The organism is Umezawaea tangerina (genome assembly GCF_003002815.1).
Taxonomy (GTDB): Bacteria; Actinomycetota; Actinomycetes; order Mycobacteriales; family Pseudonocardiaceae; genus Umezawaea; species Umezawaea tangerina.
The window spans coordinates 1-17,706 of record NZ_PVTF01000006.1 but is presented as its reverse complement, the minus strand read 5'-3'; the positions used below and the strand labels follow the sequence as shown (position 1 = coordinate 17,706).

Below are 17,706 nucleotides of genomic sequence, written 5' to 3'. Positions count from 1 at the left end.
GGCTCAGCCGGGCAGCGGGTCGTAGCGGACGAAGCGCCTGCTGAACGACGCCGTGCCCGAGGTGAGCGAGCGGAGCTCCACGGCGTACCGGAGCAGCGCCGAGCTCGGCACCTCGGCGCGGATCGTGGTGTGCGCGGTGGAGTCGGTCTCGGTGCCGAGCACCCGTCCGCGCCTGCCGGACAGGTCGCCCAGCACCGTGCCGAGGTGCTCGTCCGGCAGGCGGATGGAGACCTCGTCGGTGGGCTCCAGCAGCGCCAGGCGGGAGTTCGCGGCGGCGTCCTTGAGCGCCAGCGAGCCCGCGGTCTGGAACGCGGCGTCGGAGGAGTCGACCGAGTGCGCCTTGCCGTCGACCAGGGTGACCCGGATGTCGACCACCGGGTGACCGTCCTGCAGACCGCGGTCCAGCTGCGCCCGGATGCCCTTCTCGATGCTGGGGACGAACTGGTGCGGCACGGCCCCGCCGACGATCCGGTCCACGAACTCGAAGCCGCCGCCGCGGGGGAGCGGTTCGACGACGATGTCGCACACCGCGTACTGGCCGTGCCCGCCGGACTGCTTCACGTGCCTGCCGTGGCCCTTCGCCGCCGCCGCGAACGTCTCGCGCAGCGACACCCGCACCGGCTCGGTGTCGACCTCCGCGCCGCCCGCGCGCAGCCTGGCCAGCACGACGTCGGCGTGCGCCTCACCCATGCACCACAGCACCATCTGGTGGGTCTCGGCGTTGCGCTCCAGCCGCAGCGTCGGGTCGCCCGCGACCAGCCGGTTGAGGTTGCGGGCCAGGTTGTCCTCGTCGCTGCGGCTGCGCGGCACGACCGCGACCGGCAGCAGCGGCTCGGGCATCGGCCACGGCGCCATCAGCATCGGCTTGTCGGGGTCGGACACCGTGTCGCCGGTCTCGGCCGAGCCGAGCTTCGTCAACGCGCACACGTCGCCCGCCACGCAGTAGGGCACCTCGCGCAGCGCGGACCCCAGCGGCGAGTAGATGTGCGCGACCCGCTCGTCGGCGTCGTGGTCCTCGTGGCCGCGGTCGGCCATGCCGTGCCCGGACACGTGCACGGGGCGCTCGGGCCGCAGCGTCCCGGAGAACACCCGCACGACCGACACCCGGCCGACGTAGGAGTCGACGGCGGTGCGCACGACCTCGGCGACCAGCGGGCCCTCGGGGTCGGCGGCCAGCCGGGGGCGGGGGAAGCCGTAGAGGCCGATCACGTCGGGCAGCGCGTGCTCCAGCGGCGACGGGAACGCGCGGACGATGCCGTCCAGCAGCTCGGTCAGGCCCATGCCGGTCGCCGCGCACACCGTCAGCACCGGGTGGAACGAGCCGCGCGCCACGGCCGTCTCCAGGTCCGCGATCAGCGTCGACTGGTCGATCTCCTCGCCGTCGAGGTAGCGCTCCATGAGCGTCTCGTCCTCGCTCTCGGCGATGATCCCCTCGATCAGCTCGGCCCGTTCGGCCGCGTAGCCCTCCAGGACGGCGGGGTCGCCGGTGATCAACCCGACCAGCCCGTCGCCGCGCGGCACGTACAGGGGAACCACACCGGCGCCGAAAGCGTTCTGACAGGCGATGACCGCGTCGCGGACGTCGGCGCGGTGGTGGTCGGTCCTGGTGACCACGACCGCGCGCGGCATCCCGACGGCGGCGCACTCCGCCCACAGCGCGGTGGTGGAGGCGTCGAGGCCCTCGAAGGCGTTGACGACGAACAGGGCGGCGTCGGCGGCCCGCAGACCCGCGCGCAGTTCCCCGACGAAGTCGGCGTAACCGGGGGTGTCGATGAGGTTGATCTTGAAGTCGCCGTGCCGCAGCGGGGCGACGGCGAGGCCGACCGAGCGCTGCTGGCGCACGGCGGCGGGGTCGTGGTCGCACACGGTCGTGCCCTCGGTGACCGACCCGGCCCGCGAGACGACGCCGCTCGCGGCGAGCAGCGCCTCCGTCAGCGTGGTCTTGCCCGCCCCCGAGGGGCCGACCAGCACGACGTTGCGGACCTTGGCCGGGTCGTCCACAGCGACCGGGCCTGCCGAGTGGCCGTTGTCGTTGTTCTTGGTTCCCATGGATCTGCCCTCCATGACCCGCGGACGTCAACGGTTGCCGGTGTTTAGTGTCCGATCTCACACCCGAACCCGCTGAGGGGACAAGACGTTGGAGCCGATTCCGGAGCATCCGGTGCTGTTCGGTCAGCCGGTGGCGCAGGGCGAGCTGCTGCCCTGGTCGTGGGCGCGCGAGCGGCTCGACCGCGCTCGCGACTTCTGGATCGCGACCACCAGGCCGGACGGCAGTCCGCACACCCGGCCGGTCTGGGGCGTGTGGCTGGACAGCGGGTTCTGGTTCTCCACCGGGTCGTCCGCGGCGCGGAACCTGGCCAAGAACCCGGAGATCTCCGTGCACCCGGCCGCGGCCGACGAGGTGGTCGTCGTCGAGGGCGCCGCCTCGGTCGACGTGTCCCCGGAGGCGCTCGCGGCCTACAACGCCAAGTACTCCTGGACGTTCGAGCCGGACGGCGACGGCGTGCGCGACGGTGACGGGACGGTCGGCTCGGCGTTCCTGGTCCGGCCGAGGGTGGTCCTCGGCTGGGAGGCGGACCTGCGCACGCCGACGAGGTGGCCCTTCCACGTGGCGTAGGCCACCACCTGCGGCGGGATGTGAAGTGGACTGCCGGGAACGGGCTGGATTGGCCCGCGCCGGCGGTCCACGTCGGTCGTAGGATGGCCTGGTCCGAACACCCCTTTTCGAAAGGCTGGCCGTGACCACTTCTTCCGACTCCGACGCCGGTCAGGTGACCGGGACCTCGCGCGTCAAGCGCGGCATGGCGGAGATGCTCAAGGGCGGCGTGATCATGGACGTGGTCAACGCCGAGCAGGCGAAGATCGCGGAGAACGCCGGTGCCGTCGCGGTGATGGCACTCGAGCGCGTCCCGGCCGACATCCGCGCGCAGGGCGGCGTGTCGCGGATGAGCGACCCCGACATGATCGACGAGATCATCGCCACCGTGTCCATCCCGGTGATGGCGAAGGCGCGCATCGGCCACTTCGTCGAGGCGCAGGTCCTCCAGTCCCTCGGCGTCGACTACATCGACGAGTCCGAGGTGCTCACCCCGGCGGACTACACCAACCACATCGACAAGTGGCAGTTCACCGTGCCCTTCGTCTGCGGTGCGACGAACCTCGGCGAGGCGCTGCGCCGCATCACCGAGGGCGCGGCCATGATCCGCTCCAAGGGCGAGGCGGGCACCGGTGACGTCTCCAACGCCACCACCCACATGCGCAAGATCGGCGGCGAGCTGCGCCGGCTGCAGAACCTCAGCCCCGACGAGCTGTACGTGGCGGCCAAGGAGCTCCAGGCGCCGTACGACCTCGTCCGCGAGGTCGCCGAGGCGGGCAAGCTGCCCGTCGTGCTGTTCACCGCGGGCGGCATCGCCACCCCGTCGGACGCGGCGATGATGATGCAGCTGGGCGCCGAGGGCGTGTTCGTCGGTTCGGGCATCTTCAAGTCCGGCAACCCGGAGCAGCGCGCCGAGGCCATCGTGAAGGCCACGACGTTCTACGACGACCCGAGCGTGATCGCCAAGGTCTCGCGCGGGCTGGGCGAGGCGATGGTGGGGATCAACGTGGAGGAGATCCCGGAGCCGCACCGCCTCGCCGAGCGCGGCTGGTAGTCCCTCGTCCGTCCGGAAGGGCCCGCACCCGAAGGGGTGTGGGCCCTTCCGGCGTTCCGGGGCCCCGCTACACGTGCTCCATCACCATGATCGCGGTGGTGCCGGGCTCCAGGGCGCGGCAGGTGTGGGCGAGGTCGCCGGGGTAGACGAGGTAGTCGCCGACGCCGATCTCGACCGGGGCGTCGAGCGGACCCGCGACCAGGCTGCCGGTGCTGACGACGATGTGCTCGACGGTGCCCGCCATGTGGGGTTCGGACTCGCGCGCCGGACCCGGTTCCAGGGCCACGTGGTAGACGTCGCGGCGGGCGCCGGGCGGGCAGGAGGCCAGCAGCGTCGCGGTGTAGTGGGAGCGCTCCGAGTAGATCGCGGGGCCCTCGCCCGCGCGGATGACCTGGACCCGGCCCACCGGCGGGTCGACGAGCCTGCTGAGCGGCACGTTCAGCGCCACGCCCAGTGCCCACAGCGTCTCCACGCTGGGGTTGCCGCTCGCCGACTCCAGCTGCGACAGCGTGGACTTCGCGATGCCCGCCCGCTTCGCCAGCTCGCTGAGCGACAGGCCGACGCGGCCGCGTTCCCGGCGCAGGGCCGCCGCGATGACCTCCAGCGGCGCGGTGGTCCGTTCCATGGTGCTCCTGTGTTCGCTACAGCAGTCTTGGCGTTCGCCTTGACGAACGGCGGTCCGGTGTTCATCGTAGAGGACCATGCGTTCGATTTGGCGAACACTCGATGCGGCGCTGCTGCGCGACGTCCTCGCGATAGCGGCCGGGGCGGCGGTGAACGGCGCCTCGTTCGGCGCGATCACGGTGGCCTCCGGCTCCCCGTGGTGGATGCCGGTGCTCATGTCCGTGGTGATCTTCGCCGGTGGTGCCCAGTTCATGGCGGTCGGCATCGTCGCCGCGGGCGGCTCGCCCGCCGCGGCCGTGCTGGCTGGTCTGGTGCTCAACGTCCGGCACCTCCCGTTCGGCCTGGCCCTCGGCGACCTGCTCGGTCGCAGCTGGTTCGGCAGGCTCGTCGGCAGCCACCTGCTGGTCGACGAGACGGTCGCCTTCGCCCTCGCCCAACGCGACCCCGTGCGCGCCCGCACCGCCTACTGGGCCTGCGGCGCCACCCTGTTCGTCGCCTGGAACGCGGGCGACCTCGCCGGTGCGCTCGTCGGCCAGTCGATCGGCGACCCCGGCGCGTTCGGCCTGGACGCCGCGTTCCCGGCCGCCCTGCTGGCCCTCGTGCTCCCCTCCCTGCGCGACTCGGCCACCTTGCGCGCCGCCGTGCTCGGCGCGGTCGTCGCCCTCGTCGCGACCCCGTTCGTCCCCGCGGGCGTGCCCGTCCTGCTGGCCCTGGTCGGCCTGCTGGCCCTCCGCCTGCCCGTCCCGGCGGTGCGCCGATGACCGTCCTCGCCGTCCTCCTGCTCGCCGTCGGCACCTACGCGTTCCGCGTCGCGGGCCCGTTCCTGCGCGACCGGATCACCCTGTCCGACCGCGTCCGCGAGCTCATGTCCACCGCCGCCACCGTCCTCCTGGTGGCCCTGGTCGCCACGGCCTCGCTCACCAAGAGCGCCCACTTCGCAGGCTGGGCGCTCCCCGTCGGCGTGGCCGTCGGCGGTCTGGCCGCTTGGCGCAAGGCCCCGTTCGTCCTCGTCGTCGTGCTCGCCGCCGCCACGACCGCAGGACTGCGGCTTGCCGGAGTCGCCTAGCCCGACTATTCCCCGTTGGCGTGGAAACCTTTTCGCCGCAATGGTTTTCTCCTCTACCGTCGATCTTGTGAACACTGGCCGATTAGCCGGGCTCACCGCGGTCGCCGCGGTGCTCGCCACCACGGCGTGCATGCCCGCGACCGACGGTGGGCCGCCCGCGACCCGGGTTTTCGGCGCGGAGGGCTGGGGCCCGCTCACTCCCGGCATGTCGAAACAGGAGGCCCTCGCCACCGGCGAGCTCTCACCCGAGCCCCTGGCCGTCATCGCAGGCTGCGACTACTACTCCTTCACCAACGGCCCCACCCCCGACCCCGCCGCGCTGGCCGCCGACCAGGCCAACGACACCGCCTACCGCGACGCCGTCCGCAGAGTCGAAGACCTCACCACCAGAATCGGCCCCTCCCCGGCCCCCGACGCCCCCGCCGCAGACCAGCTCTCCTGGGCCTCCCGCAGCGCCGACGCCGCTCTGGCGGTCAGCGCCGCGGCCGTCATGGCCTCCTCCACCACCGACCGCATCGCCCAGTTGGTCGGCCCCACCAACCCCACCGGCGTCGTCTCCTTCGGCCAAGGCAAACTCCGCCTCATCGGCGCCCCCAAAACCGCCAGAACAGCTGATGGAATCGGCCAAGGCTCCTCACTGACCGACCTCCGCAAAACCTACCTAGGCCGCGGCCTCGGCCTGACCTCCCCGGGCCGCTACGAAATGCCCGCCCACGGCCAAGCAGGCTGGATGCTCGACTTCGACTTCAACCCCACAACCAACGAAGTCACCTTCGTCCAACTACGCGACACAAACGCAAAATGCCTCTAACCCCACCAACCACCTACTAACGCCCACCCAGCCCAACGCAAAACAAGCACCCACCAACCCCCTCCACGCTGGGCGCAGCCCGCCAGCGCGCATCCGGCGCGAAGCGCCTGGGGCCTTGTCCGCCGCGCAGCAAGGATGCCCTGTCCGCCGCGAAGCGCGGATGCCCCGTCCAACGGCGAAGCCAAGGATGCCTTGTCCGACGGCGCAGCCGAGGATGCCTTGTCGGGCGGAGCCCGATGCCTCGTCTGACGCGGAGCGAGGATGCCCTGTCGAGCGCAGCTCGATGCTGGCGAAGCCAGACTTCCCCTCTGCCCCCGATCCACAGCGCCCTCCTGCTCGATCTTGCTTGTCAAGACAGCCCTATCGTCTTGACAAGCAAGATCGAGCATTGAGACAATCGCGCGCCGGGGGCCGGGCTTCCCACGGGTGGCCACAACGCAACCGAGGGCCGGGCCCCCCAGTCGCCAGCGACCACAACCAAACCCTCACCCCACCATCCCCACCCTCATCCACACCTCCGGAATCCCGAACCCCTCCACCAACTCCCCAACCCTCCCCCTCAACTCCCCGCACAACCCGTTAACCGCCTGCGTAACCCCCTTCGACCCCGCCGCCGTCAACCCCCCGTGCTCCAAGAACCACCCCCGATCCCCCTCGATCACCGACAGCGCGTACAAGTCACAAACCTTCCCCAACAACTCCGCGACCCCAGGATCCGAACACCGATCCACCCCCGCCACGAACGCCTCCATCACCACCCGGTCCACATGCGCCCGCGCCGCATGCAACACGTGGTCCTGCGCCGCGTTGAACACCTCGAACGCGTCCCCAGCACCAGCCCTCTTCAACCTCCGGGCCAACCCCTCCAGCACGTGCGTCTCCCGGAACTCCAGCTGCCGCAGCTGCCACCCCCGCTCCAGCAGCCCGTCGTCCCCACCGCTCACCAGCCGCGCGATGATCGCCCGCGCCGCCGTCCTCTCGATGGCCACCCCGACGAACTGGTCGGCCACGAACCGCACCATCCCCAACGCGTCCAGGTCCCCGACGTGGTCGCGGTAGCTCGTCAGCAGCCCCTTCGCGACCAGTTGCAGCAGCACCGTGTTGTCGCCCTCGAACGTCGTGAACACGTCCGTGTCGGCTTTCAGCTGGGGCAGCAGGTTCTCCGCCAGGTACCCGGCTCCGCCGCAGGCTTCCCGGCACACCTGGATCGTCTCCGTCGCGTGCCACGTCGCGACCGCCTTGATCCCGGCCGCCCGCGACTCCACCTCGCGCTTGCCCCGGTCGTCCTGCACGTCGTGCAGCGCGGACACCAGCTCTTCCTGCGCGAAGTGCAGCGCGTACGTCTTCGCCAACGCGGGCAGCAGTTTCCGCTGGTGCGCGAGGTAGTCCAGCACCACGACCTCCTCGCCGTCCGGTCGGGTGAACTGCTTGCGCTCCTCCCCGTACCGGACCGCCAGCGCGAGCGCTTTCTTCGTCGCGCTCCCGGCGCCGCCCGCGACGCTGATCCGCCCGCGCACCAACGTGCCGAGCATCGTGAAGAACCGCCGCCCCGCGCCGTCGATCGGGCTGCTGTACGTCCCGTCCTCGGCCACGTCCCCGTACCGGTTGAGCAGCTCCGTGCGCGGCACCCGCACGTGGTCGAACGAGATCCGCCCGTTGTCCACCCCGTTCAACCCGGCCTTGGGGCCGCAGTCCTCGATGGACACACCCGGCAGCGCCTGCCCGTGCTCGTCGCGCAGGGGCACCATCAGCGCGTGCACGCCGTGCTCCTCGCCTCCGCTGACCAGCTGCGCGAACACCACCGCCATCCGCCCGTCGCGGGCCGCGTTGCCGATGTAGTCCTTGCGGGCGTCCCGGTCCGGTGTGTTGACCACGAACTCCCGTGTCTCCGCGTCGTAGGTCGCGGTGGTCCGCAGGTGCTGCACGTCGGACCCGTGGCCGGTCTCCGTCATCGCGAAGCAGCCGGGGATCGCCAGGCTCATGATCCCCGGCAGGTACCGGTCGTGGTGGTCCTGCGTGCCCAGCGCCTGGACGGCCCCGCCGAACAGCCCCCACTGCACGCCTGCCTTGACCATCAACGACAGGTCCCCGAACCCCAGGACCTCGAACGCGACCACCGACCCGCCCACGTCGTCCGCCCCGCCGTAGGCCTTGGGGAACCCGGTCAGCGCGTGGCCGCCGTCGGCGAGCAGCCGGAGCTGCTCGAACGTCCGGGCCCGCTGGGACTCAAGGTCCCCCGGCGGTGCCGGTTCCACAGTGGCCAGCAGCTCGCGGGAGGTCCGTCGGAGATCGGCCCACCGGCCGTCGAGGAGGTCGCGCAGGACATCGGTCGGCATGCACTTCTCTAGCACAGCCGCGGGGGCGCCGCCGCTTACCGCGCGGGCACCGTGTGCTTGCGAACGTGCTCGAACAGCAGGTTGGTGTGCACCTCGGCGACCTCCCGCCGCGCGGTGAACCCGTCCAGCACCAACCGCTGCAGGTGCGCCGTGTCGGCCACCGCCACGTGCACCAGGAAGTCGTCCGGCCCCGTCACGTGCGACACCGCGAGCGTCTCGGACAGCGACAGCGCGTACTCCATGAACGGTCCGACGATCGCACGGGTGTGGGGGCGGATGCGGACGGCGATGATCGCCTGCACCGGCCTGCCGATGGCGGCGAGGTCGATCTCCGCGTGGTAGCCGGTGATCACGCCGCGGTCGCGCAGGGCGCGGTGGCGGACCACGCAGGTGGAGGCGGCGACGTTCACGCGGTCGGCCAGGTCCTTGTTCGCCAGCCGCGCGTCCTTCTGCAACTCGTGCACGATCGCGGCGTCCACCGAATCCATCACGGTCATCTCCTCATCACACCGAAGGTCCTGCGGAAGTATCACCGACCGTCCGCAACTCTTGCCACGATCCACCTGAGCGGCCGAACGATCCACAGGAGGTCAGTGATGGCGGGTATGCGGACGACTGCCGTGCACGGCGGACGCGAGGACCTCGGAGCGCTGGGGGTGCACGCGGCGCCGATCGACCTGTCGACGACCTACCCGATCCCGGACCAGGCCGCGGGCGGCGAGGCGTTGCAGAGCTTCGCGGACGGGGCGGCGGAGGCCGCGTCGCCGGTCTACGCCCGGCTGCACAACCCGACCGTGGCGCGGTTCGAGCGCGCGCTCGCGCGGCTGGAGGGCACGGAGCAGGCGGTGGCGTTCGGCAGCGGCATGGCCGCCGTGACCGCCGTCGTCCAGGCCGCGACCGTCCTGCGCGGCAAGTCGCACGTGGTGGCCGTGCGCCCGCTCTACGGCGGCACGGACCACCTGCTGTCCTCCGGCCTGCTCGGCGTGCGCACCACCTACGCCACCGCGGACCGGGTGGCCGACGCGATCACTCCGGACACCGGTCTGGTCGTGCTGGAGACGCCCGCCAACCCGAACCTCGACCTGGCCGACATCGCCGCGGTCGTCGCGGGGGCCGGGACCGTCCCGGTGATGGTCGACAACACCTTCGCCACGCCCGTCCTGCAGAACCCGGCCGCCCACGGCGCCGCCTACGTCCTGCACTCCGGCACCAAGTACCTCGGCGGCCACGGCGACGTGCTGGGCGGCGTGGTGGCCTGCGACGCCGAACGGGCGGGTGCCCTGCGCCAGGTGCGGATCGTCACGGGCGCGGTGCTGCACCCGCTCGGCGGTTACCTGATGCACCGCGGTCTGGCCACGCTGCCGCTGCGCGTGGAGGCCGCGCAGCGCAGCGCGGTCGAGATCGCCCGCAGGCTGGCCGAGCACCCGGCCGTCGGCGCGGTCCGCCACCCGAGCCTGCCGGGCGCCGACCCGGCGGGTCTGCTCGGGCGGCAGCTGCGCGGACCCGGCGCGGTGCTCGCGTTCACCACCCGCGAGAACCCGACGGACGTGGTGCGCGGACTGGGCCTGATCACGCCCGCGGTGAGCCTCGGATCGGTCGACACGCTGATCGAGCACCCCGCCGGGCTGACCCACCGGCTCGTGCCCAGCGCGGACCGGAACGCGTGCGGGGTCCCGGAGAACCTGCTGCGGCTCAGCGTCGGTCTGGAGGACGTCGAGGACATTTGGGAAGATCTCGACAAAGCCCTTTCGCGTGAATGGAATTCCTGTGACCTCGATTACGTCAAGGCTTCCTCAAGCGATTTCCCACTGAGCGTGCACAACCTCTAACGTCCTGCGACCTGCGGGTGGCGCGCGTCACCCGCGGGTCCGGGTCGGAACGCGGGAGGTTCCGACGCGAAACGAATTCGCGAAAGGATTTCACCGTGCAGGCAACGACGCCCGCGGAGGGCGACGACGTGCCCGACGCCGACGAGTTCAGCAAGGCGCTGAGCAAGCGCCAGGTGCAGATGATCGCGATCGGCGGCGCCATCGGGGTCGGGCTGTTCCTGGGTGCCGGCGGCAGGCTCGCCACGGCGGGCCCGGCGCTCATCCTGTCCTACGCGTTGTGCGGCACGGCGGCGTTCTTCGTGATGAGAGCCCTGGGGGAGCTCGTCCTGCACCGCGCGACGACCGGCAGCTTCGTCGAGTACGCCCGCGAGTTCATCGCCCCGTGGGCCGGGTTCGCGTCCGGCTGGATGTACTGGGTGAACTGGGCGATGACCGGGATCGCGGAGATCACGGCGGTCGCCATCTACATGCACCGCTGGTTCCCGGACCTGCCGCAGTGGATCACCGCACTGGTGGCGCTCGCGTTCCTGGTGGTCGTGAACCTGTTGTCGGTGAAGCTGTTCGGCGAGCTGGAGTTCTGGTTCTCCGTCGTCAAGGTGACCGCGATCGTGGTGTTCCTGTTCACCGGTGTCGCACTCGTGGTCGGCGGTGCCGAGATCGGCGGCACGACGGCCGGGCTGCACAACGTCACCGGATCCGGTGGATTCTTCCCGGCAGGTGTCGGAATCGCGCTGATGACCCTCCAGGCGGTGATTTTCGCCTATTCGGGTATCGAGCTCGTCGGAATCGCGGCGGGGGAGACCAAGGAGCCCGGCAAGGTCCTCCCGAGGGCCATCAACGGCGTGGTCTACCGGATCGCGGTGTTCTACGTCGGCTCCGTGCTGCTGCTGACGATGCTGCTCCCGTGGCACGCCTACAGCGGCCTGGAGAGCCCGTTCGTCACGGTCTTCTCCCAGCTCGGCCTGGCGTGGGTGGGCGACGTGATGAACGCCGTCGTGCTCACCGCCGCGCTGTCGTCGTGCAACTCCGGCCTCTACTCCACCGGCCGGGTGCTCAAGTCGTTGGCGCAGAAGGGCGAGGCGCCCGTCTTCACCGGCCGGATGAGCCGCAACCACGTGCCCTACGGCGGCGTGCTGTTCACGTCGGTGGTCTACCTGGCGGGTGTGGTCCTGAACTACGTCGTGCCGAAGGAGGCGTTCGACATCGCGATCGCCATCGCCTCGCTCGGCGTGGTCGCGACCTGGGCCACGATCATCGTCTGCCAGCTCCGGCTGCGGGCCTCGGCCCTGCGCGGCGAGGTCGAACGGCCCGGCTACCGGATGCCGGGCGCGCCCTACACGAACTGGGCCACCCTCGGCTTCCTCGCGCTGGTGCTGGTGCTGATGGCGTTCGCGGGCACGGCGGAACGGGTGGCGTTCTGGTCCATCCCCGTCCTCGTCGTCGTGCTGACCGTCGGCTGGAAGGCCGTCCAGGCCCGCCGCCCCGCCGTCGTGCCCGACGAGGAGCGGGTCGCCCTCCCGGAGAACTGAGCCCGCCACCGGCGGACGGACCGCCCGTCCGCCGGTACCACGGCCCTTCACCAGCCGTGATCACGCGTCGTACTAGGGTGGTGCGACCGAAGCCCACGACCAGACCGGGGAAAACGCAGCCGTGTCGCCAGCCCAGCCCGTCGTCGGCGTGCTCGCCCTCCAGGGCGATGTGCGCGAGCACCTCATCGCCCTCGCCGAGTGCGACGTCGTAGCCCGCCCGGTGCGCCGCCCGGAGGAGCTGGCCGAGGTCGACGGCCTGGTGCTCCCCGGTGGCGAGTCGACCACCATCAGCAGGCTGCTGCACACGTTCGAGCTGCTCGAACCGCTGCGCGCCCGGCTGGCCGACGGACTACCCGCCTACGGGTCGTGCGCGGGGATGATCCTGCTCGCGGACAAGGTCATCGACGGGCGGCCGGACCAGCACCAGCTCGGCGGGCTGGACGTCGTGGTGCGCCGCAACGCGTTCGGCCGGCAGGTCGACTCGTTCGAGGAGGACCTGGACTTCCAGGGTGTCGAGGACGGCCCGGTGCACGCCGTCTTCATCCGCGCCCCGTGGGTCGAGTCCTCCGGCGGCGGTGTCGACGTGCTCGCCAGGGTGCCGGAATCCCCGACGGCGGGCGAGGCCGCCGGTAGGATCGTCGCGGTCCGGCAGGGGCACGTCCTCGCCACCGCGTTCCACCCGGAGCTGACCGGTGACGGGCGAGTGCACCGCCTTTTCGTGGAAATCGTTCGCTCAGCGGGCTGAGCGTGTTGTGTCGCATGTGACGGAGGAAAGATGAGCGGCCACTCCAAGTGGGCTACCACCAAGCACAAGAAGGCCGCGATCGACGCCAAGCGGGGCAAGCTCTTCGCGAAGCTGATCAAGAACATCGAGGTGGCCGCTCGCACCGGTGGTAGTGACCTCGAGGGCAACCCCACGCTGTACGACGCGGTCCAGAAGGCGCGCAAGAACTCGGTGCCGGTCGACAACATCGAGCGCGCCCGCAAGCGCGGCGGCGGTGAGGAGGCGGGCGGCGCCGACTGGCAGACGATCATGTACGAGGGCTACGGCCCGAACGGCGTGGCCGTGCTGATCGAGTGCCTCACCGACAACCGCAACCGCGCGGCGGGCGAGGTGCGCACCGCGATGACCCGCAACGGCGGCTCGATGGCCGACCCCGGCTCGGTGTCGTACATGTTCAGCCGCAAGGGCGTCGTGATCCTGCCCAAGGCCGGGCTGTCCGAGGACGACGTGCTCATGGCCGTGCTCGACGCGGGTGCGGAGGAGGTCAACGACCTGGGCGACAGCTTCGAGGTCGTGTCCGAGGCGACGGACCTGGTCGGCGTGCGCAAGGCGCTGCAGGACGCCGGGTACGACTACGACTCGGCCGACTCGAACTTCCTGCCGTCGGTCACCGTGGCCCTGGAGGCCGAGGGCGCCCGCAAGATCTTCAAGCTGATCGACGCCCTGGAGGACTGCGACGACGTGCAGAACGTCTTCGCGAACTTCGACGTCTCCGACGAGGTCATGGCCGAGATCGACTAGAGCTCGCCGTGCCAGGGGGGACTCCCACCGTCGGTGGGGGTCCCTTCGCCGTTGTGCGGGGCAGGCAGAATGGGGGCGTGACGATCCCGCCCTACCCCCAAGAGGAAATCGACCTCCGTGCCTGGCTGCTCCAGCAGGCCGACCTGCACGGCCACGCCGTCGTGTGCGTGCCGGAGGACTCCGAGGGCGCGCCGTACTCGTTCACGGTCGGCAACTGGCGGCGGTTCGGGGTGGCCGAGGCGGTCGTCGTCGGACTGCCCGGTGACGCCGCCACCGTGCTCCTCAACGCCTACGCGAAACGCGCCCGCGAGGGTGAGCGGTTCGTGCCGGGGCAGCTCTACCACGACTTCTTCCAGGGTGTCCCGGTCACGTTCGAGCGGGTGTTCAAGGGGTTCTACCCGGAGTTCTTCGGCAGCGCGTTCCTGCTCTACTACAAGGGCGATTTCCCGGCGGTGCAGCTCGTCGTGCCGACCCCGCAGGGCGACTGGCCGTGGCAGCCGACTGCCCCGGCCGGGTTCGGAGACTGGCAGCTGCTGCTGACCGAGAGCGGCCACCCGGAGAGCTGGCAGCCGGGCGTCAACGGCCCCTGAACCGATCACGAGCGGCCCTCGCGTTGTCCGGACCTGGTTGTCAGGCTTCGCCTCGCCGACACCGGACAACGCCCAGCGGCTAGAACGGTGTGGTGCGGCGGACCGGGGGGCCGCCAGGGGCATGGCGACGGCCGCACGACGCGTTCCGCTCCCCTCGACCGCAGGGGGAGAGGCCGAGGGGGCGGAACGCGGGTCCGAGGCATGGTTCGGGAGCCCCGCCCGTTCCAGGTAGGGGTCATGGGTGAGCTCCCGATGGGCGAACCCATGACCCGACCTGGAAGGCGCTAGTTCTGGTCGATGAACGCCTGCGCCAGCGCGGCGCCCTGCGAGGTGGCCTTCGCGTGGTCCTCGATGGGGGAGACCTTCGAGTTCTTGAAGTAGAGGTAGTGCACCGGGCCGTCGGTGCCGCCGTTCTCGGGGTCCGGGTTGATACCCAGGTCCACGGCGGTGGCGTAGGACGCCTCACCGATGATCGCGGTGGGTCCGGTGTCGCCGACCACCGCGTACTCGACCTTGTTGTTGTAGATCACCGCGACGATGCCGCCGCCGGAGATGCCGGAGTTCCGGTAGTCCCACGTGCCGCTCGGGCTGGGCACGACGACGTAGGGCAGCTTGTCGGCCTGCAGCGGCGCGCCCTTGGAGTCGTGGAACGCGGTGTCGTCCTGGAACCACGGGTCGGTGTCGCCGTTGCACTTCGCCGTGACCTTGCCGTCGCAGTCGATGTCGAGGTCGGCCTTGTACCAGACGGCTCCGTTCTTGCCGCAGACCGGGATGTTCGCCGACGTCTCCTCGTCGGAGCGGTACTTGCCCGACGAGATCTGGGAGCACGACGTGAGCTTGGCGAGCAGCGCGGCGGCGGTCGGACCTGCTTGCGCCGACACGTCCCGTGCGGCGGTGTCCGGGCCGCGGACGTCGGCTTGCGCGCCGGCGGAGGTCAGGGTCGACGCGACGACCGCGCCGAGGACGAGCAGACCGGCGCCGAAGCGGGAGGGCCTACGCATAGCCACCTCTTTCGATAGGAAAGTTTCCTTTCTAATGCGGCGGCGTGCTGACTATGGCCCCGGCGGCCGACGGCGGTCAAGGGCGGTGGGTGAAACCTGGATCTATGTCCGGTTAGGGCGTTCTGCCGGTGACGGCGAGGAGCCGGGTCTCCACGTCGGTGTCGTCCGGAACCGGTACCGCGGGCCCGAACACGCCCATCGAGCGCCACGAGTCGACCTGCGGCTCCAGGTACTCCAGCACGGCCAGCGCCAGGTTCGGGTCGATCCGCTCGTCCGCGCCGATGGCCCGCGCCAGGTCCCACGAGTGCACGGCGAGGTCGGTCGTCATCTGCCACCCGTACTCCACGGCGGTGCTCTTGCCGAAGCTCAGGTGCACGGGCCGCAGCAGCGCCTTCGGCGTGATCCACGCCTCGCGCGCGGCGGCCGCGGCCAGCACCCACGAGTGCACCGGGTCGGCGCCGAGGTTGTCGCCGTCGAAGCGGTCGCCCACCTGCTCCGGCGTGCAGCCCGCCAGCAGTTCGGGCGCCCACAGCTGCTCGTGCACGATGTGGCCCACCAGATCCCGGACCGACCACTTCTCGCACGGCGTGTCGAGCGACCACTGCTCCGGTCGCACCCGCCGCACCCGCCGGTCGAACTCCCTGATGGCCAGTCCGTGTGCCTCGATCAGTTCCACACCCACGAGTGGACCAAAGGATTTCGGGGTACGCACCTCGAGGAAGTGGCCTGGGCCACATGGTGGACGCCCCGGTTCGGCCGGTACACCCGTACGGCCTAATCTGCGTGGTCGGCACGCCGGTGTGCCGACGTCGACGTGAGGGAGTTGAGCTTTGAGCGCCACAAGCGCAGCCAAGGCACCGCAGCAAGGGTTCTTCGGTCACCCGAAGGGCCTGAGCACGTTGTTCTTCACCGAGCTGTGGGAGCGGTTCTCCTACTACGGGATGAAGGCGATCCTCGCCTACTACCTGTACTACTCGGTGTCCGAGGGCGGTCTGGGCGTCGACAAGAGCGCCGCGCTCTCGCTGGTCGCGATCTACGGCTCGTCGGTCTACATGGCGGGCGTGGGCGGCGGCTGGCTCGCCGACCGCGTGTTCGGCAGCCAGCGCGCCGTGCTCTACGGCGGTGCCCTGATCATGCTGGGGCACATCGCGCTGGCGCTGCCCATCGGGCTCGCGGGCGTGTACCTGGGTCTGATCCTCATCGTGCTCGGCACCGGGCTGCTCAAGCCGAACGTGTCGAACATCGTCGGCGGGCTCTACGACGAGCACGACCCGAGGCGCGACGGCGGCTTCTCGATCTTCTACATGGGCGTGAACCTCGGCGCGTTCGTCGCCCCGCTGGTCTGCGGCTTCCTCGGCCAGGAGGTCAACTGGCACCTGGGCTTCGGCGCCGCCGCGGTCGGCATGGCGCTCGGCCTCGTCCAGTACCAGCTCGGCCGCAAGAACCTCGGCGAGGCCAGCGACCGGCCCGCCAACCCGCTGCCGGACGAGCACCGCGGTCTGATCATCGGCCGCATCGCCGGCGTCTCCGCGGCCGTGGTCGTCGTCCTGGTGCTGCTGATCGTGCTCGGCGTCCTGTCCGGTGAGGGCATGGTCAACCTGCTCAGCGTGCTGTCCGTCGTGCTGCCGGTCGTCTACTTCACCGTCATGATGCGCAGCGCCAAGACCACCCCGGTCGAGCGCACCCGGCTGGTCGCCTACATCCCGCTGTTCGTCGCCGCCGTGATCTTCTGGCTGCTCTACGAGCAGACCTCCACGGTGATCGCGGCCTTCGCCGACACGAGCGTGCGCAACAGCATCTTCGGCATCGAGTTCCCGCCGTCGTTCTTCCAGTCCATCAACCCGGTGATGATCATCGTCCTGGCGCCGGTGTTCGCATTCCTGTGGACGAAGCTCGGCACCCGCCAGCCCGCCACTCCGCGCAAGTTCAGCGGCGGTCTGCTGTTCATCGGGCTCTCGTTCCTCGTCGCGATGGCGGCGAGCCAGTCCGGCGGACCCGACGACAAGGTGTCCCCGCTCTGGCTGGTGCTGGTGTTCTTCGTGATGACCTGCGGTGAGCTGCTGCTTTCCCCGGTCGGTCTTTCGGTGACCACCAAACTGGCGCCGCGCGCGTTCGCGGCGCAGACGATGGGGCTGTTCTTCCTGTCCAGCGCCGCTGGTCAGGGCGTCGGGGCGCAGGTCGTGAAGCTCTACAGCGACGACTCGTCCGTCGTGTACTTCGGGGTGCTCGGCGCCATCGCCATCGGGCTCGGCGTGCTGCTGCTCGTGCTCTCGCCCCGGATCAAGGCGTTGATGCAAGGCGTCGACTAGTGCCGCATCAGACAAGGTTCGCCCTGCTATGACATGACGCGCCGCTCGGGTTCTCGGTCCGGGCGGTGGGTGTGCGTCAGGCTGGCCCGGTGGCAGAGCGAGTACGTATCCGGGAGATCGATCAGGACGAGGGTCGGCGGCTGGTGCGGATCGTCCGTCGGGGCACCGGGTCGGTGGTGACATGGCGACGGGCGCAGATGGTGCTGTTGTCCGCCCAGGGCATGGCGGTGGCCAGGGTCGCCGAGGTGACGTTCACCAGTGCTGACCGGGTCCGGGACGTGATCCACAATTTCAACGCCGACGGCTTCGACTCGCTGTATCCGAAATACTCCGGCGGTCGACCCAGGACGTTCACGCTGCCCGAACGCCGCGAGATCAAGAAGATCGTCAAGTCCAGGCCGGTCGAACACGACCTGCCGTTCTCGACCTGGAGTCT

General features: G+C 70.5%; 18 protein-coding genes. 12 read left to right on the top strand and 6 right to left on the bottom strand.

All coding sequences use genetic code 11. From position 1 onward, the window contains the following. Positions 1–3: 3 nt before the first annotated feature. Positions 4–2,049 (bottom strand): elongation factor G-like protein EF-G2, encoded by a 2,046-nt coding sequence (locus CLV43_RS20465; RefSeq protein ID WP_106188867.1) that lies wholly within the window; start codon positions 2,047–2,049, stop codon positions 4–6. A gap of 112 nt (positions 2,050–2,161) precedes the next feature. On the opposite strand from CLV43_RS20465, the gene CLV43_RS20460 reads away from it, so the two are divergent. Further along, entirely contained in the window at positions 2,162–2,617 is a 456-nt protein-coding gene (locus CLV43_RS20460) for a pyridoxamine 5'-phosphate oxidase family protein (RefSeq protein ID WP_170155929.1), read from the top strand. A gap of 121 nt (positions 2,618–2,738) precedes the next feature. Beyond that, positions 2,739–3,650 (top strand): pyridoxal 5'-phosphate synthase lyase subunit PdxS, encoded by a 912-nt coding sequence (pdxS, locus tag CLV43_RS20455; protein ID WP_106188865.1) that lies wholly within the window; start codon positions 2,739–2,741, stop codon positions 3,648–3,650. 67 nt (positions 3,651–3,717) lie between these two features. Here pdxS and CLV43_RS20450 read toward each other — a convergent pair whose 3' ends face one another. Next, positions 3,718–4,275 carry a helix-turn-helix domain-containing protein gene (locus CLV43_RS20450; RefSeq protein WP_106188864.1) on the bottom strand — a complete coding sequence of 186 codons (558 nt, stop codon included), beginning with the start codon at positions 4,273–4,275 and terminating at the stop codon, positions 3,718–3,720. Positions 4,276–4,351: 76 nt separating this feature from the next. Between CLV43_RS20450 and CLV43_RS20445 the strand changes: the two genes are divergently transcribed. From CLV43_RS20445 to CLV43_RS20435, 3 genes are all read left to right on the top strand, one after another. Continuing rightward, positions 4,352–5,035 carry an AzlC family ABC transporter permease gene (locus CLV43_RS20445; RefSeq protein WP_106188863.1) on the top strand — a complete coding sequence of 228 codons (684 nt, stop codon included), beginning with the start codon at positions 4,352–4,354 and terminating at the stop codon, positions 5,033–5,035. Then, the gene (locus tag CLV43_RS20440) at positions 5,032–5,340 is read left to right on the top strand and encodes an AzlD domain-containing protein (protein ID WP_106188862.1); all 309 of its coding nucleotides are present in this window, start codon (positions 5,032–5,034) and stop codon (positions 5,338–5,340) included. Before CLV43_RS20445 ends, CLV43_RS20440 begins: the two co-directional genes overlap by 4 nt. Positions 5,341–5,407: 67 nt before the next feature. Then, positions 5,408–6,151 (top strand): hypothetical protein, encoded by a 744-nt coding sequence (locus CLV43_RS20435; protein WP_146174831.1) that lies wholly within the window; start codon positions 5,408–5,410, stop codon positions 6,149–6,151. A gap of 485 nt (positions 6,152–6,636) precedes the next feature. Here the strand turns inward: CLV43_RS20435 and CLV43_RS20430 are convergent, their stop codons facing one another. Together CLV43_RS20430 and CLV43_RS20425 are read right to left on the bottom strand one after the other, a co-directional pair. Beyond that, entirely contained in the window at positions 6,637–8,487 is a 1,851-nt protein-coding gene (locus tag CLV43_RS20430; protein ID WP_106188860.1) for an acyl-CoA dehydrogenase family protein, read from the bottom strand. 35 nt (positions 8,488–8,522) lie between these two features. After that, on the bottom strand, positions 8,523–8,984 hold the full coding sequence (locus CLV43_RS20425) for an Lrp/AsnC family transcriptional regulator (RefSeq protein ID WP_106188859.1): 462 nt from the start codon (positions 8,982–8,984) through the stop codon (positions 8,523–8,525). A 96-nt stretch (positions 8,985–9,080) separates the two neighbouring features. On the opposite strand from CLV43_RS20425, the gene CLV43_RS20420 reads away from it, so the two are divergent. The 5 genes from CLV43_RS20420 to CLV43_RS20400 all read left to right on the top strand — a co-directional run bounded on the left by CLV43_RS20420 (position 9,081) and on the right by CLV43_RS20400 (position 13,960). Next, a complete protein-coding gene (locus CLV43_RS20420) occupies positions 9,081–10,316 on the top strand; it encodes a trans-sulfuration enzyme family protein (protein WP_211304453.1) in 1,236 nt (411 codons plus the stop codon). Between the two features lie 179 nt (positions 10,317–10,495). Beyond that, on the top strand, positions 10,496–11,845 hold the full coding sequence (locus CLV43_RS20415; RefSeq protein ID WP_106189306.1) for an amino acid permease: 1,350 nt from the start codon (positions 10,496–10,498) through the stop codon (positions 11,843–11,845). Between the two features lie 121 nt (positions 11,846–11,966). Further along, positions 11,967–12,590 carry a pyridoxal 5'-phosphate synthase glutaminase subunit PdxT gene (gene pdxT / locus CLV43_RS20410; RefSeq protein ID WP_106188857.1) on the top strand — a complete coding sequence of 208 codons (624 nt, stop codon included), beginning with the start codon at positions 11,967–11,969 and terminating at the stop codon, positions 12,588–12,590. A 30-nt stretch (positions 12,591–12,620) separates the two neighbouring features. Next, positions 12,621–13,370, top strand: coding sequence for a YebC/PmpR family DNA-binding transcriptional regulator (locus tag CLV43_RS20405; RefSeq protein ID WP_106188856.1), 750 nt, complete (start codon positions 12,621–12,623; stop codon positions 13,368–13,370). A gap of 77 nt (positions 13,371–13,447) precedes the next feature. Then, on the top strand, positions 13,448–13,960 hold the full coding sequence (locus tag CLV43_RS20400; protein WP_211304452.1) for a DUF4262 domain-containing protein: 513 nt from the start codon (positions 13,448–13,450) through the stop codon (positions 13,958–13,960). Between the two features lie 284 nt (positions 13,961–14,244). Here the strand turns inward: CLV43_RS20400 and CLV43_RS20395 are convergent, their stop codons facing one another. Both CLV43_RS20395 and CLV43_RS20390 read right to left on the bottom strand, forming a co-directional pair. Continuing rightward, positions 14,245–14,961 carry a glycoside hydrolase family 75 protein gene (locus CLV43_RS20395; RefSeq protein ID WP_106188854.1) on the bottom strand — a complete coding sequence of 239 codons (717 nt, stop codon included), beginning with the start codon at positions 14,959–14,961 and terminating at the stop codon, positions 14,245–14,247. A gap of 112 nt (positions 14,962–15,073) precedes the next feature. Next, positions 15,074–15,637, bottom strand: a complete 564-nt coding sequence (locus CLV43_RS20390) for a TIGR03086 family metal-binding protein (protein ID WP_106189305.1) — start codon at positions 15,635–15,637, stop codon at positions 15,074–15,076. A 154-nt stretch (positions 15,638–15,791) separates the two neighbouring features. Between CLV43_RS20390 and CLV43_RS20385 the strand changes: the two genes are divergently transcribed. Both CLV43_RS20385 and CLV43_RS20380 read left to right on the top strand, forming a co-directional pair. Then, entirely contained in the window at positions 15,792–17,270 is a 1,479-nt protein-coding gene (locus CLV43_RS20385; RefSeq protein WP_106188853.1) for a peptide MFS transporter, read from the top strand. Between the two features lie 65 nt (positions 17,271–17,335). Further along, a partial coding sequence (locus tag CLV43_RS20380; protein ID WP_211304451.1) for a helix-turn-helix domain-containing protein occupies positions 17,336–17,706 on the top strand: 371 nt, incomplete at its 3' end.